This window comes from Tardiphaga sp. 709, assembly GCF_032401055.1.
Taxonomy (GTDB): Bacteria; Pseudomonadota; Alphaproteobacteria; order Rhizobiales; family Xanthobacteraceae; genus Tardiphaga.
In genome coordinates, this window is sequence record NZ_CP135529.1 from 1,585,795 (window position 1) to 1,600,871 (window position 15,077).

General features: G+C 62.0%; 11 protein-coding genes. 1 reads left to right on the top strand and 10 read right to left on the bottom strand.

What is annotated here, in order from left to right; all coding sequences use genetic code 11:
- Nucleotides 1-8: 8 nt before the first annotated feature.
- The 10 genes from RSO67_RS08155 to RSO67_RS08200 form a co-directional block, all read right to left on the bottom strand.
- Nucleotides 9-368 carry a hypothetical protein gene (locus RSO67_RS08155; RefSeq protein WP_315843070.1) on the bottom strand — a complete coding sequence of 120 codons (360 nt, stop codon included), beginning with the start codon at nucleotides 366-368 and terminating at the stop codon, nucleotides 9-11.
- Nucleotides 369-463: 95 nt separating this feature from the next.
- Nucleotides 464-829: a flagellar biosynthesis regulator FlaF gene (gene flaF / locus RSO67_RS08160; RefSeq protein WP_089265189.1), complete on the bottom strand. Its 366-nt coding sequence runs from the start codon at nucleotides 827-829 to the stop codon at nucleotides 464-466.
- Nucleotides 830-832: 3 nt separating this feature from the next.
- Nucleotides 833-1,210: a flagellar biosynthesis repressor FlbT gene (flbT, locus tag RSO67_RS08165; protein ID WP_093756623.1), complete on the bottom strand. Its 378-nt coding sequence runs from the start codon at nucleotides 1,208-1,210 to the stop codon at nucleotides 833-835.
- A gap of 257 nt (nucleotides 1,211-1,467) precedes the next feature.
- Nucleotides 1,468-3,750, bottom strand: coding sequence for a DUF1522 domain-containing protein (locus tag RSO67_RS08170; RefSeq protein ID WP_093757304.1), 2,283 nt, complete (start codon nucleotides 3,748-3,750; stop codon nucleotides 1,468-1,470).
- Between the two features lie 382 nt (nucleotides 3,751-4,132).
- Nucleotides 4,133-6,418, bottom strand: coding sequence for a DUF1522 domain-containing protein (locus RSO67_RS08175; RefSeq protein WP_315843071.1), 2,286 nt, complete (start codon nucleotides 6,416-6,418; stop codon nucleotides 4,133-4,135).
- A gap of 283 nt (nucleotides 6,419-6,701) precedes the next feature.
- Entirely contained in the window at nucleotides 6,702-8,324 is a 1,623-nt protein-coding gene (locus RSO67_RS08180) for a flagellar biosynthesis protein FlgL (RefSeq protein WP_315843072.1), read from the bottom strand.
- A 7-nt stretch (nucleotides 8,325-8,331) separates the two neighbouring features.
- Nucleotides 8,332-10,233, bottom strand: a complete 1,902-nt coding sequence (gene flgK / locus RSO67_RS08185) for a flagellar hook-associated protein FlgK (protein WP_315843073.1) — start codon at nucleotides 10,231-10,233, stop codon at nucleotides 8,332-8,334.
- A 58-nt stretch (nucleotides 10,234-10,291) separates the two neighbouring features.
- Complete coding sequence (locus RSO67_RS08190) at nucleotides 10,292-12,148, bottom strand: flagellar hook-basal body complex protein (RefSeq protein ID WP_315843074.1); 1,857 nt, start codon at nucleotides 12,146-12,148, stop codon at nucleotides 10,292-10,294.
- A gap of 216 nt (nucleotides 12,149-12,364) precedes the next feature.
- Nucleotides 12,365-12,871, bottom strand: a complete 507-nt coding sequence (gene msrB / locus RSO67_RS08195; RefSeq protein ID WP_315843075.1) for a peptide-methionine (R)-S-oxide reductase MsrB — start codon at nucleotides 12,869-12,871, stop codon at nucleotides 12,365-12,367.
- Between the two features lie 129 nt (nucleotides 12,872-13,000).
- Entirely contained in the window at nucleotides 13,001-14,374 is a 1,374-nt protein-coding gene (locus RSO67_RS08200; protein WP_315843076.1) for an FAD-binding oxidoreductase, read from the bottom strand.
- A gap of 135 nt (nucleotides 14,375-14,509) precedes the next feature.
- Here RSO67_RS08200 and RSO67_RS08205 point away from each other — a divergent pair, with 135 nt between their 5' ends.
- Nucleotides 14,510-15,046 carry a histidine phosphatase family protein gene (locus tag RSO67_RS08205; RefSeq protein ID WP_315843077.1) on the top strand — a complete coding sequence of 179 codons (537 nt, stop codon included), beginning with the start codon at nucleotides 14,510-14,512 and terminating at the stop codon, nucleotides 15,044-15,046.
- The last annotated feature ends 31 nt before the right edge of the window (nucleotides 15,047-15,077 follow it).

Sequence of the window (15,077 nt, forward strand, 5' to 3'; positions counted from 1 at the left end):
TGCGCTGATCACGTATCGCGCGTAGCGTAGGCCGTATCAAGATAGGTGCTGCCCGTCGCGGCGTCGGTCACGACGGTCTTGATGATTGCCTTGTTGTCGCCGTTGAGCTGGAACTTGGTATCACCCACCCGGAATGCATTGTCCTTGATCAGCACCTGCTGATACTTGACGGTTCCCTCGCTCTTGTACTTCACCTGGGCACGGAAGCCGTCGATCTGCGAGATGGCTATTTCAAACTTTTTGCCGTTGGCATATTTGCCTTCCCAGCTACCCTTATAGGTTTCGGGATCCACCGCCACATACTTCCCTGCCGTGACCGGCACGGTGGTCTTGTAAGCCGTCGAAAGAATGCTCAGAACGTCTGCCATCTCAGCCCCGTCGCGCGCGATTTCGAATCGCCCGCTGATCCGGCGCTATTAGGCATCGCCGATCATTAAGCTATCGTTACGGATTTCAGGGAGGCTCACGGACGCCCGGACAGACCTGCGGCGATATTGCGATTGATATCGATTAGCGACTGCAGATGTTCGACCTGGCGAACGTGCTGCAAGGCGGTGCACTGAGTCAGCACGAAGATGCCGATATTGGCGATATTCTGGCGGATCTCGATCGATTCCGGATTCTGGTCATTGATGGCGTCGCCAACGAAGATCGACCAGAGCTTGCGATTGAACAGAAGAGCTTCGTCGAGACCAGCATCGGTATGATCCCAGTTTGCCACGACGTCCTGAAGCTTGCGTGCTGCTTTCAGAAGAGCTTGGGCTTCTATGTCTCTCGGTGTCGCCGTGGTCTGGGCAGTACGCGCGTAGGCTTGAGCACCGATCGACATTCGCTACCTCAAAAACTCTTCTTCCCGCTTGATCAGCGGACGCAATTCCTTGAGTGCTTTGTAAAGCGCGCCGCTTAAAATAAGCTTACTAACTTCCTCAATCGTCTCGCGAAAACTCGGAACCGCTTCAATCAATTCCTTGATGAAGCCGAGATATAGCTCCTGATAGGCCGGGATATCGTTTTCCAGATACATCATCTGCACGCAGAGATAGACGCGTTTGACCGGCGTCGTTGCAGTCTCCGCCGTGAGAATATCCTTCTCACGCATGATCGGTGCATCGCCATCAATCAGGAACGCCGTGCGCGTATCGGAATTGGTGATCACGCTCTGACCGATGATGATTCGCTCACCCGGCTTCAGTTCGACTCGCAAAGGCATTCAGCTCTCCTTCCCCGCAGCGGCCGTGAGGCCACATGCAAAGCCAATGGTATCTGGTGCCACGTTTCGGGCGGGCATGCAGTATCCAGAAACCCCGAAAATACGCCTGCGATTCGAATAATACCAGCGTTCAGCCGCCGCATCTTCAGTCTGGGGAAAGCCAGGATACCCGGCGACGCGCCTCTGACCACCCCGCGATCAACGGAAAACGGCGGGATTTCTCCCGCCGTTCGGTAATCTTGGTGCGGCCGCCAGACTTACTGGAGCAGCTTGAGCACGCTCTGCTGCGACTGGTTGGCCAGCGCCAGCGCGGAGACGGCGATCGACTGCCGCGTCGACAGCGCCTGGCTGTTGGCCGCTTCTTCGTTGGTGTCGGCCAAAGTCAGGTTCGACGAGCCGGTCTGCAACACGTTGATCAGGTTCTTCGCGAAGTCCTGACGGATCTGCACGATCGAGAGATTCGAGCCGAGCGCCGAAGCCAGCGAGCGCAGCTGCGTGCTGGCCATATTGAGCTGGCTCAGTGTCTGGTTCGTCGACGCGTTGTCGATGAAGTCGCTGCCTGAGATCAGCGTCGGCAAGCCCAGACCGGCGGGCGTCAACTCCGAGCCGGTGATGTTCAGCGTGGACTTGCCAGTTTCGTTGAATACCAGCTTCAGCGTATCGCCGGCCAGCAGGTTGACGCCGTTGAAGGATGCATCCTGCGACGTCGTGGTGATCTGGGTGATGAGGTTATTGTACTGCGCAACCAGGTTCGCGCGGGTCGACTGTGATGGCAGATCGACAAGCGGCGGCGCAGCGCTGGTGAAGCTCAGCGCCGACGTCACGGTGCCGCCCATGGTGCCGCCGTCGAGCACCGAGCCCATGGTCGACGACGCGTAGTCGTTGCCCGCCGCGATCACCAGCTTGCCGGTCGCATCGACCGTGGCTGCCAGATTGTTGGCGGCCAGTGCGACGTTCAGCTGCGCCAGCGTCTTGACGGTGCCGTTGGAGCCGTCGCCGAATGTAATATTAACCGGCGTGCCGCCCTTGAACGACGAAAAGGTCAGCGTCGTGCCGCTGATGCCACCCGGACCCGCGGCGCGTGCAGCAGTAAACACGGTCGACGTGCCGGTGTTGCCGGCGAGGCCGAGTGCCGAGAGAGCATTGCCGCTGCCGCTGATCGACAGATCCTGGATCGTGCCGGTGCTGATCTTGAACGTACCGTTGGCGGCAACGGTCGATGCGGTAGAACCCTGCGTGGTGGTCAGAGCGGCCACACCAGTCGCGGCGTTATTGACCGCAGTCTGCACGCCGGTGGCGAGATCTATGGCCGTGAGAACGTCGGAGATCTTGCCGCCCTGGAGATAGACCGTCGTGTTGCCACTACCGTCCGTCACGAGGTTGGAGCCGACCGGCGAGCCGGAGCCGGCCGGGATGTTGGCCGCTGCCGGAACGGACGCATCCTTGAACGTGATGGTCTTGCCATTGACGTAAAGTGTCGAGCCGCTCTGGATCAGATTTCCGATGGTGCCCGGAGCCGTCGTGCGCGATTGCGAGACGGAAACCGTTCCGGCGCCGACCGATGTCGTCAGGCCGAGCTGCTTCAGCAAGTCCGCCTTTCCACTGATGTTGAGATCCGACCCCGTGGACGTCGACAGCGTGAGGACGCCGGCGGCAATCGATGCGACGGTGCCGGACGACGCTGAAGCCGTCGCGACGCCGTTGGAAATGACGGCTTTCTGCACACCGCTGGCGAGATCAATGGCCTTGGTCAGGTCGGCCACGCTACCGGTCGGGGCGCCCGCCGTACCGAGATAGACCGTAGAGTTGCCGTTGCCGTCGGTAACCACGTTGGTATTGACGCTATCGACGCCAAGCCCCACGGGAGCGGTGGCCGCGGTGGGTGCCGGCCCGGTTCGGAAGGTGATCGTCTTGCCGTTCACCATCATGGTGTCGCCGTCGTTCGGCTGTGCCGTGGCGCCGATGGTCGCCGCGCCGGCAGGCGTACCGATCAGTTTCAAAGTGCCGGACAGCGACGCCGCAGTACCGGCGCCGTCAGGCGCGGCAGTACCGACCAGCGATGCCGCCACACCGCCCAGCGTGGTGGTTCCGGTGACCGGCGTCGTACCGCCGGCCGTGCCGTTGTACACCGCGTTGCTGGTAGCCGTCGCGCTGGCGAAAGTCTGTGTGCCGCGCAGATCGTCCGGGGTTGCGCCGGCGATGGTGGTGGAGACGTTCGACTTGGTCGAATAGCCCACCGGGGTCTGCAGCGCCTGATTCGCGAGCGACTTCGCGGTATCCACGAGCTTCTGCAGCGAGGTGATGCCGGTATTGGCCGCCTGCAGGATCTGCACGCCGTTGCCGATGCCGTCGAGAAGATTATTGATGTCACTGGCGCGGCTATCGAGGCCTGCAGCCGTGAAGAAGTTGGTCGGGTTGTCGAGGGCCGTGTTGACCTTCTTGCCGCTCGCCAACCGGTTCTGGGTGGTCGACAACAGATCAGCGGTGGATTGCAGCGAAAGCAGATTCTGACGAACTGACGCCGAGAGAACGACTGACATGTTGTAACCTTCCTGTTCCCCGCGCATGCCGACCTTCGGGTCGCATTGCGCATGGTACGTCTGGGACGAGACTCGGTCTCGCCGCGACGCTGCCGGTGAAGTTTGACGCCCTTCTGGAAGAGGAATCTCGGCCCGCCTGACGGCGATCCCGGATTAAACGCGGTCGATTCTCGACCTACCTGCTTCCTACACGGGCCGAATATGACCGACGACCATTTAAGATATGGTTAACAGCGGATTAAGGCTTTCGTAAAACTGTCCCAAAATGGCAAAGGCCCGAAAAGCGTAAGCTTTTCGGGCCTTTGAGCAGTGATTATGACAACGAAAAACGGCGGGGCTTTCTGCCCCGCCGCCTGGTTTTCGTATGATCAGTGCGCCGTGATTAACGGAGCAGCTGGAGAACGCCCTGCTGCGACTGGTTGGCCAGCGACAGCGCGGAGACGGCGATCGACTGGCGGGTCGACAGCGCTTGGCTGTTTGCCGCTTCCTCGTTCGTGTCGGCCAGGGTCAGGTTCGACGCACCGGTCTGCAGCACGTTGATCAGGTTCTTCGAGAAGTCCTGACGGGTCTGCACGATCGAGAGGTTCGAACCGAAGGCCGAAGCCTGGGCACGCAGCGAGGACGACGCGACGTTCAGGGTGGAGAGCACCTTGTTGGTCGCGGAGTTGTCCAGGAAGTCCGTTCCCGAGGTCAGGCTCGACAGGCCGAGGCCGGCCGAACCGAAGTCGACGCCGGTGATGTTCAGCGTGGACTTGCCGGTTTCGTTGAACGTCAGCTTCAGAGTATCGCCGCCGAGCAGGTTGACGCCGTTGAACGACGCGTCCTGCGCGGTGGTGTTGATCTGCGTCAAGATGCCGTTGAACTGGTTGACGAGGTTGGCGCGGGTGGCCTGAGCCGTCGCGTCTTCCACCGGATCCTTCGGCGTCGTGAAGGTCAGCGAGTCCTTGAGCGTGCCGCCAAGGGTGCCGCCGGACGTCGCCGAACCAAGCGTCGACGACGCGAAGTCGTTCGAGGCCGAGATCTTCAGCAAGCCGCTAGCGTCGACCGTAGCGGTCATGTTGTTCGCCGACAGCTTGTCATTGAGCTGGTTCAGCGACTTCACAGTGCCGTTGGTGCCGTCACCGAAGGTGACGTCAACCGCCGTACCGCCGTTGAAGGAGGTGAAGCTCAAGGTCTTGCCCGAGACACCACCGGTGCCGGCAGCGCGCGAGGCGTTGAACGACATGTCGGTTCCGGTCGAGCCCTTCAAGCCGAGCGCCGCCAGGGCATTGCCCGTGCCGGTGATCGACAGGTCGGCCGCAGTGCCGGTCGAGATCTTCAGCGCACCGCTGGAGATCGACGAAGCCGTGCCCGTGGTGGTGACGGTCGCAACGTTGGTCGCAATCGTCGCCGAGCTGACGCCGGTGGCGAGGTCGATTGCTGCAGTGATATCTGCAACGGTACCGCCCTGCAGGAACACCGTCGAGTTACCCTTACCGTCGGTGATCAGGTTCGAGCCAGATGGCTTACCATAACCGGTCGGAATGGCATTCACATCGGCAGCGTTCGCATTCTTGAACGTGATGGTCTTGCCGTTGACGTTCAGCGTCGAGCCATCCTGGATCAGCGAGCCGGTGGAACCGGTCGCCGTTGCGCGAGCTGCGCCCACGGTGGTCAGGGCGGTGCCCGTTGAGGCCGTAAGGTTCAGCGTCTTGAGCATATCGGCGGAGCCGGTGACCGACAGATCAGCACCCGTCGAGCTCTTCAGCGAAACGACACCAGCCGTAATGGTGCTGGCCGTACCCGAGAGCGTGCCGACGCCCGATGCCACGGCCGACACGTATTGGGTGCCGCTGGCGACGTCGACGGCAGCCATCAAGTCGCCGACAGTCGCAGCCGATTCTGCGGTGGTGCCCATGTAGATGGTCGAGTTGCCCGACGCGTCGGTAACAACGTTCGCACCGGCGCCAGACGCAGCAAGCGTCGAGGAACCAGCTGCAAGATTCGCCGCGGTCGGCACCGCAGCAGCCTTGAACGTAATGGTCTTGCCGTTGACGCTCAGTGTCGAGCCATCGGTGAACTTCGAGTTGGCTTGAGTGCTCAGACCGTTGCCGGTAGCGCCGCCCGCCGAGAACAGGAGGGTGGAAGTATCGATGTTCGGGGTGCCCGTACCGTTGCCGGTAACAGCAGCGGAGGCAACCAGCGTGCCGGCCGTGCCGCCGAGGGTCGAGGTCGAAACCGCTGCGGTGGCACCGCCTGCAGCGCCGGAGAACACGACGCTGCCGGTTGCGCTGGCGGTGGCATAGGTCGTGGTGCCGAGCAGGTTGTCAGCGGTCGCGCCGGTGATCGTGGTGGAGACGTTCGACTTGGTGGAGTAGCCGCCCGTGGTCTGCAGCGCCTGGTTGGCGATCGACTTCGCGGAGTCGACGAGCTTCTGCAGTGAGGTGATGCCAGTGTTGGCAGCCTGGATGATCTGAACGCCGTTGCCGATGCCATCAAGCAGGTTGTTGATGTCGCTGGCGCGGTTGTTCAGGCCCTGCGCGGTGAAGAAGTTGGTGGGATTGTCGAGCGCCGAGTTGACCTTGTTACCGGTCGAGAGGCGGTTCTGGGTGGTGGAGAGGAGGTCCGCGGTCGACTGCAGTGAGAGCAGGTTCTGACGGACGGAGGACGAGAGTGTAATGCCGGACATGTTTGGTTACCTTCCTGGTAGACACAACGAGCGACCTTCTTGGTCGACATGGGGGAAGATGACGCTGAGGTTCTAAAATTGCGTAAAGGGAATTGTGCGAATTTAGCGCTCCCTGTGCGTGCATTTAACAACCCGCACCCGTCCCCCAAAACGACAAAGCCCGACTCGTAAAAGTCGGGCTTTGTCGTTTGTTATCAGTGCTTTTGTGTAGTTGGGCGGTTGGTTTCACGGACTTTGGCGCGGTAGCCAAAACCCGGCGAAGTTGTAAACGCGAAGCAACTCGTTAAAGAAACTTAACCAGGCTCATCTGATAAAGATTTGACGTTGTCTGATACGAAGCCTGCAAAGCGGTCTGCAGCGCCAGGATCTTCGTCGCGACCTCGTCGTCGTTGATGCCCTCGATGGAGTCGAGCATCGTCTGGGCCATGGCCTTGGTCTGCACCTGCCGATCCGTAGTCGATTTGATCGATGCCTGCGCGCCGGCGAAGTCGGCCTGGATGTCCTGAATCGTCTGCTGGCCGGGGATATCCGCCAGGTTCTGCGCCACGCGCTGGTTCAGCGCCGCGATCTGCGCACTGGCGTTCTTGGCATAGGTCGCATTGCCGAGTTGTGCCGGATCGACCGCCACCGCCGCGAACACAGCGACTGTCTGCAATTGCGAGCGCAGGGCCTGCTCATCGGCGCGTGCGCCATATTGCACCGTGATCGATGTATCGACCTGGGAGACTGCCGATCCGCGGGCCGAGCCGTTGGCGGCCGTGTCCTGCTCGCCCTGATACCAGATCACGGTATTGTCGGCCGTGCCGGCAACGAGCGTGGTTGCAGAGCCGAGCGGCGTCGACCCGACGCGCAGCGGCGGCTGGTCGAAGAAATTGTCGCCAGCTTCGATCGCAGAGGCCGCCACCATCGGCCCGTTGGCGAGATCCTTCATGGCTGTGCCGAGCGCGGTATTGAGGTTCGCTGCGGTTGCCGTCGATGACGGCGCCACCGGCGGAACGGCGTTCGGCTGACCGGGATCGATCAAGAACGAATTGGCTGGCAGGGGTGTCTTATCCGATGCGGTCAGGACGATGTCTTCCTTCGTGCCATCCGGCATCGTGAAGGTGAACTTGACCTGATCGCCGACATTCGGGTTGGTCGCTCCAAGGTCGATCGACATCGATTTCTGCACGGGCGTTGCCGGCGGTGTAGGCGGAACGGTTGCGGGCAGATCGACCGGCTGAGTGACCGTCGCACCGGCGATCGTGGTCGACACGCCGGCGACCTTCATACCGAAGGGCTGGGCTTCCAGCGGCGGTGCCGGTGTCGCGTCCTCTTCGGAGATCACCACCGATGTCACCGGGGTTCCGACCGCACTGCCGACACGCCCGTTTGCGTTGACGCCGAGGTCGGCCGTCTTGCGCTCGGCAATCACCTGCTTGAGGCCGGCGACGAGCGCGCCATTGCCATTCATGATCTGGTCGGCTGGTGCGACTGGCGCCGTATCGGTGGCACGGCCGGAGAACAGGTAGCGGTCGCCCGACCGCGCATTCAGCATATCGACGGAATCGAAGAAGCCGAGCGAAGCCGTCTTCTGCCCTGGCGTCTGACCGGTATTATCGAAATTGCTGCCAGCGCTGACGGCGGCGCCTTTCACATCCGATCCGATCGCCACCAGCCGCTGCAGCGACAGATTTGCGACGCCGATGCGCGTGTTCAGATTGACGGCAGTATCGGCATAGGCCGCAACATTGCTGATCTGCGCGCGCAGCGCGATCGCGAGACTGCGACCGCTGCCCTGCCCTGCATAGGTGTTGGAGATCTTGCCGCTCGACAGCTGCTGCGTCAGCGCGTCGAGCTGATCGCGCAGATTGGTAATTCCGGATCCGATATAGGATGTGCGTGAGCCGACACCGCTGATCGTCATGATTACCTCAGAATGCCTGCATCAGGGTTTTGTACAATTCGTTGACCGTCGACATCACGCGCGCATTGGCCGAATAGGCGTTCTGCAACGACAGCAGATGCGCCATCTCGTCATCCATATTCACGCCGGACGCGTCTGCCATCTTCTTGTCGAGTGTGTTGAGAACGACGTTCTGGCCATCCGCGAGTTGCTTGGCGGAATCCGCCGCAGCGCCCTGTTGCCCGACGAACTGGCGCATATAGCTCGACAGCGTCCCCTTGAACGGTGCCGTATCGCTGCCCGTTCCCGTCGCGGGCGAATAAGTGAAACTGGCATTGTTCAACTGATTGAGCAGGAGGGCCGACCGCGTCGTGTCGCCCGCTGCCGTCGACGCGCTATAAACCACCAGCTTGGAGGGGTCGGCGACGATCGCATTGTTGATCGTCAGCCGGCCGGCGAGACCGGTCATCTGCGAACCGTTCTTGCTGATGCCACCGCTATAGCTGGCGCCGTTGTCAGTGAACAGCGCCAGCTCCGGGCTGCCGTTGCTCAGATCGGTGGGACCTTGCGTGACTGTCACCGACGCCGCGTTGATGTTGGCGAATGCGGGATTATTGACGACAGTGAGCGCGCCAGCCGTGCCGGAGAACGTGGCCTGGCCGCCAAGCGCCGCGTTCAACTGATTCAGAACCGAGCCGAAGCCTGAAGAAAAATCGAGGCCGATGACGGTATCATTCGGATTGGTCGTTGCCGTATTCGGCAGCGGCAGCACGCTGGGATCATCGACCCGCATGAACGAAATTTCGCGCTGCGTGTTGGTCGCCGTATCCGTATACGTGAAGTGAATGACATTGCCCGGCTTCATCTGCGACACATCGAGCGTGAAGCCGGTCGGCGTCCCTGCCGGCAGCGCCGTCGGCGGCACCGTCGGCACGGGAAAGACGCTTCCAGCTGTGGTCTTGTCCGAGAGCGCGCTCGAGATCGACGCTGCGAACTGATCGAGCTGGTTCTGCGCCTCGACAAGCGTCTTGTCGCGAAGTTCGGTATATGCGGCGATCGTGCCCGACTTGATAGCGCCGGCAGCAGTCAGGTCGATCGATCCGCCGTTCGGAAATTCGATCACCACCGAGCCGAGATTGCTCTTGCTGGGATCCGCGCTCCACGTCGTGCCGGCCGATACTGTGCCTTGGGCATTGAACGCCAGCGTCGCCGCTTCATTGCCCACCAGCTGCACACCGGAACCGGTGAAGATGGTGACCTGATTGGCGCCATTGGTGGTGACGCGGATATCCATCAGCTGCGATAACTGCGTGACGTATTGATCGCGCTGATCGAGCAGCGCAGCAGTGTTGGAATCCGTCGATGTTCCGCCTTGCGGATTGGCCGTCAACTGATTGTTGATCTTGGCAATCTGCTTCATCAGAGTGTTGGCGGTCGTCACCGAATCCTTGATGCCGCTTTCCGCCGCGCTGCGCAGGCTCTGAATGCCCTGCGTCATCGAATTCAATTGTTGCGCGAGTGTTTGTGCGGCGTTGAGCACGCCTATCCGTGCCGACTGACTGTCCGCGCTCGTGGACAGCGCCTGCACTGCTGTCGTCAGGGCATTGAAGGAATATTCGAGCGAGCCGACTGAACCAGGATCGCCATAGAGACTCTGCATCTGCTGCAGGAAGCTCGAACGGAGCGAGGCATAGCCCGCGCCCGACGTTTCGGTGCGGAGCTGCGCCTGGATATACTGATCGAGTTCGCGATTGACGCCAACGGTGCGGACGCTACTGCCGTTACCGGAATTGACTGCGACCTGATCCGTCGACTTGCGAATGTAGCCAGGCGTTTCCGCATTGGCCACATTCGAGGAAACCAGCGACATCGCGGCCTGATTGGCGCGCAGGCCGGACATGGCGATGGAGAGTGCGTCGTTCAGACTCATAACTAACTGTCGCTCTCAAGGTTCACGCGGGAAGAAGGCCGCGGATGCGGCCTTCCGATTAACGCATCACGTTCAGCAGATCCTGAACCATGGTGTTGGCGGTCGTGATCACCTTGGTATTGGCCGAATAGGCCTGCTGGGTGACGATGAGCTTGGTGAATTCGTCGGCGATGTCGGTGTTCGACGACTCCAGCGACGAGCCGGAAATGCTGCCACCCTTGCCGTACAGCGCCTCACCGGATTCGTTGGTGGTCTCGAACGCGCCGCCATCGATGCGCTTGAGGAAGTTGGCACCGTTGAAGGTGGCGATACTGACTTCAGCAAGGTCGATGTTACGGCCGTTGGAGTAGCTGCCGACCACACGTCCTTCATTGCTGACCGATACGCTCTGCAGCTGACCCGCAGCATAGCCGTCCTGCTCGAGCTGATTGACCTGAACGTTGCCGTTGGTGTCGGCGAACTGGGTCAGGCCACCGGTGCCGAACGCCATGGTCACGTTGCCGAGTGCCTTGCCCGAGACGGTCAGGCCGGTCAGCGTGATCTGACCGACGACCGGCTGCATCTGGCCGTTCGGCCCGAACTTGAAGTCGGTGCCGACATTCTGCCAGGCAGCGGTCGCGCCCGTGGCCGCGGGGTCGGTCTGGTAGAACAGGTTCCAGGTATCCGTTCCGCCCTGCGTGGCGGACTCGACCTTCGCCCACCTGAATTGCAGGCTGACCGGTGCACCGTTGCCGTCATAGACGGTCTTGGCGCCGCCGCTGATCGATTCATCGAGGAAGGTCTGAGCGTCACTGCCGATCACGATGCCGGTGCCTGCCGTGCCACCGCCCGAACGAAGGCCGGTGACGGTGCCGGTGAAACCCAGGGCCTGGAAGGCGGCGACCGCCGTGGTCGTCGAACCTGCCGCCAGCGTAAAGTCGTTCGCCGTACCGGAGTTCAACGTGATCACGCCGGTGGCGGAGACGCTCGATAGCGGCGAGGTGTTGCCGGTCGCAGCGTCGATGGCGGTGAGCACGTCGCCGACATTGGCCGTATCGATAGGGATGAAGGTCGTGCCCGGTACGGCCGCGGGAGCAACGGCACCCGTGTAGAACGAAAGCGTCTTGGTTGTGGTGACGCCGGCGCTGGTGGTCTTCAGCACGAGCGTATCGCCGTTTGCGAAGCCGACCGGCAGCGTATCGCTGCCGGACACGGGCGCAAGTTTGGTATTCGCCGAGATCGGCGCCGGCGTCGTCGCGAAATTGTTTCGCGCGTTTCCGGGAACAGCAGTATTCCCGAAGGGCGTTGCCGCAGTGCCCAACACGCGCGGGTTTGATACGAAGTCGGCCGATCGCAGCAATTCGGAACCGGGCACCGACGTCTGATGCTTGGTGGTCAGCGGATAGCTGGCGAGGTTGGCGCGGTAGTCGATCTTGGTGGTAGCCTGCGACGGCAGGAAGTCATTCTGGAAGCGCAGCACTTCCGGCGAGCTGCCGGCCGGGTTGCCGGTCGTGGGATCAATCTTGACGCCCTGAAGATAGTAGCCGGCGCCGTTGACGAGATAGCCGTTCTTGTCGAGCGAGAAGTCGCCGCGACGGGTGTATTTGTTGACGCCGTCAAACACCGGCGTGCTGTCGGAGACGTTGCCCGGCTTCTGCACCGCAAAGAAACCGTCGCCATTGATCGCCATGTAAGTCGCGACCGAAGACGACTGCACCGAACCCGCGATGGTGTTGGTGCTGCGCGATTGCGCCGTCACGCTGCCGGCCACCTGTGCGGATGTTCCGGCATCGGGAATGAGGTCGAGGAAGCTGGTATCGATCCGCTTGAAGGCGGTGGTTTGCGAGTTCGCGATGTTGCCGGAAATGTTTTCCAGCGCATAGGAGTTCGCCCGCAGGCCCGCAACGGACGTGGTGAGAGCGCCGAAGATACCCATTACATCGTCTCCAACTTCGATCCGGGCGGCCCGCCGGACGGTGCCAAATTCGCAGCCGCTGTCGGAGGAGATGTCGCAAGCCCCGTGCCAAGGGGATAATTCAACGAATTCAACGCACTAAACAAAGAACCCCGGTCCATGGACCGGGGCACAATTGCCTAGCGGGGAAATATTTGCCGGATCGGCGCCTGATTTCGCCGGGTTCTGCGTAACCGCTCAGGTCGCCGACGGCGCGGCCGGTTTGAATATCATCGCGAAACCGTCCATGCAGTAGCGCAGGCCGGTCGGCTTCGGGCCGTCATCGAAGACGTGACCAAGATGGCCGCCGCAGCGACGGCAATGGATCTCAGTGCGGACCATGCCGAGCGTCGAATCTTTGCGCTCACCCACGGCATTCTGCAGTGGCTGCCAGAAGCTCGGCCAGCCGGTGCCACTATCGAACTTGGTCTCCGACGAGAACAGCGGATTGTCGCAACCGGCGCAGGCGAAGGTGCCCTTGCGCTTTTCCTTGTTCAGCGGGCTCGAAAACGGCCGCTCGGTGCCTTCCTTGCGCAGGATCTCGTATTGCTGCGGCGTCAGCTGTTTGCGCCATTCCTCATCGGTCTTCATGACTTCGAACTTCTCGTCCGAGGCAGCCCGCGCCGGCGACGCCGTCAGCCATTTCAGCGACAGCAATCCTCCCAGGCCAGCAGCGGTCGTCAACAGAAAGCGGCGGTCGATCATGGTTGGTCTCCCTGACAATCGAGACAATCATCTCGTTCGCTTGAAATACGGGCGGACGAGCCGGAAGTTACACGCCGGTTCCGAAATATTACTCACGTTTTGTTGCGCGCCCAAACCGGGTGGATCGGCCTAGCCCGGCCGCGGGCCCCGCGTTCCCGCGCGCAGATTGGCCTCGGCCAGCCGGGCCTCGCGGATCCGCTCCCGCGCCCGGGCCCGTTCGCGATACCGCGCCAGCGTGCCGGCCAGCGCCGAGCCCTGCCGCTCCCATAGCCCGACCGCGTAGCCGACGGCCCGCCCGGTCGTGCCACCAGCCCAGACCAGTTCAAACGGCGCGAACAGCTTGAAGCGATCGTCATAGGCATACATGCCACGGGCGATCAGTTGCCCGGCCATGGCCGTCGTGTTCAGGCCCCGATGACTGAAGCCGCTGGCGACCCACAATCCCTGACGGAGTTGCCCGATCTGCGGCATGCCATGGACGGTCTGGCCGAGCGCGCCGCCGAAGGTCTCGGCCATGGCAACCTTGCCCAGCGCTGGAAATACGGTGCGGATGCGGCGCGCGATGGCGCCGGCATAGCGCTCCGGCTGCCCGGCCCATGTCGTTTCCGGGCTCGACCACATCAGCCGATCACCATCGACAATACGGAAATGGTCGACGCCGTCGCTATCACTCACCGAGCCCTGAAACGTCACCGCCTCGGCGAGACGCTCACCGAGCGGTTCGGTGATGCCGGCATAGCGCCACACCGGCAACAGCGTGTCCGACAGCTTTTGGGCAGGCGCACCGAGATGGATGTTGCCGGCTAGCACGATGTGCGTGGCACGCATCCGCGCCGACGGCGTTACGATGCGTTTGCGGATGCCGCCGGCATCGATGCTGACCACCGGCGTGTCCTCGAAGATCCGCACACCAGCCTGTTTTGCCAGCGCTGCGAGACCCAGCAGATATTTGCGGCCATCGATCTGGAACGCCTTCGGATAATGCACGCCGTGAAAGTAGCGTTTGGTTTTCAGCACGTCGCGGACGCGGTCGATCTGCCAGCCGTCCACTTCAGTATCGAAATCTTCGCCGAGCATCTGCAGGCGTGCGATCAGGCGATCGCCGACATCGACATTGGAGACTTCCAGCGCACCCTCGGACAGGCCGAGACCGGGGATCAGGTCGTCTGATGCCTGGGTCCGGACATACTCTGCGCCCTGCTTCGACAGCGCCCACAACTCACGAGCGTCCTCCAGGCCAACACGCGCAATCAGATCGGTGAGCGGCAGGCCAAAGCCCGGCATCACGGTTCCCAACTGGTTGCCGGACGCGTTCCAGCCGACATGACGCCCTTCGAGCACAGCGACGCTTGCACCCAGACGTGCCGCTTCCAGCGCAATGCTGAGCCCGGCGAGCCCGGCCCCGACCACGCAGACATCGACATCGAGGCTGAAGGTCAGCCGCGCGCGGTCGGCGTCGGCGACCTCTGGTCCAAATGTCACGCTTGCGGAAGGGGCGGTCATGACGTTTTCTTACGGACAGGTGGAGCGCTTGTCACCTTGTCCTCACGGTTCATGTCCATTAATCCGCAGACCTGACGTCTGGCGCGACCGCGCCGCCCGCCTTGCTACTACCTCTTGCCGAATCGAGATCGCGCCATGCGCCGTTTACTGCTGCTGCGTCACGCCAAGACTGAAACGGACGCGCCGAGCGGCAAGGATTTCGATCGCAGGCTGGATGACCGCGGCCGGCTGGATGCGGCTCTCATGGGCGCCTGGCTCAGCAGAAATCCGCCCCTGCCCGACCTGGTCTGCGTCTCCACGGCGGTACGCGCGCAGCAGACCTGGAGCCTCGTGGCCGCGGCGATGCCGGCGGCGAAACCAACAGTCGCCAGCCTTGATGAACTCTATGGCGCCGGCCTCTCCGAATTGCTGGCGGTGATCCGCGGCGCCGCCGTGCAAGACCCGGAGCAGCTGATGCTGGTCGGCCACAATCCCGGCCTGCATGAAATGGCGCTCAGCCTGATTGGCGGCGGCGATGCTGCAGGCAGGAAAGCCGTCGCCGACAACCTGCCGACCGGCAGCATCGTGGTGATCGACTTTCCCATCGAGGACTGGAACGACGTTGCCTTCCGCGATGGACAACTCGTGCAATTCGTCAGTCCTAAACTGCTGAAGGGCGCCGCGGGCCAATAAGCCGCGCCCTTCAGAACCGGTTTGTGCTATC

What these genes read in the sequence shown, in the direction of transcription:
- RSO67_RS08155 (WP_315843070.1), bottom strand. Translation starts at nt 368, where the DNA reads ATGGCAGACGTTCTGAGCATTCTTTCGACGGCTTACAAGACCACCGTG.
- flaF (WP_089265189.1), bottom strand. Translation starts at nt 829, where the DNA reads ATGTCGATCGGTGCTCAAGCCTACGCGCGTACTGCCCAGACCACGGCG.
- flbT (WP_093756623.1), bottom strand. Translation starts at nt 1,210, where the DNA reads ATGCCTTTGCGAGTCGAACTGAAGCCGGGTGAGCGAATCATCATCGGT.
- RSO67_RS08170 (WP_093757304.1), bottom strand. Translation starts at nt 3,750, where the DNA reads ATGTCAGTCGTTCTCTCGGCGTCAGTTCGTCAGAATCTGCTTTCGCTG.
- RSO67_RS08175 (WP_315843071.1), bottom strand. Translation starts at nt 6,418, where the DNA reads ATGTCCGGCATTACACTCTCGTCCTCCGTCCGTCAGAACCTGCTCTCA.
- RSO67_RS08180 (WP_315843072.1), bottom strand. Translation starts at nt 8,324, where the DNA reads ATGACGATCAGCGGTGTCGGCTCACGCACATCCTATATCGGATCCGGA.
- flgK (WP_315843073.1), bottom strand. Translation starts at nt 10,233, where the DNA reads ATGAGTCTGAACGACGCACTCTCCATCGCCATGTCCGGCCTGCGCGCC.
- RSO67_RS08190 (WP_315843074.1), bottom strand. Translation starts at nt 12,148, where the DNA reads ATGGGTATCTTCGGCGCTCTCACCACGTCCGTTGCGGGCCTGCGGGCG.
- msrB (WP_315843075.1), bottom strand. Translation starts at nt 12,871, where the DNA reads ATGATCGACCGCCGCTTTCTGTTGACGACCGCTGCTGGCCTGGGAGGA.
- RSO67_RS08200 (WP_315843076.1), bottom strand. Translation starts at nt 14,374, where the DNA reads ATGACCGCCCCTTCCGCAAGCGTGACATTTGGACCAGAGGTCGCCGAC.
- RSO67_RS08205 (WP_315843077.1), top strand. Translation starts at nt 14,510, where the DNA reads ATGCGCCGTTTACTGCTGCTGCGTCACGCCAAGACTGAAACGGACGCG.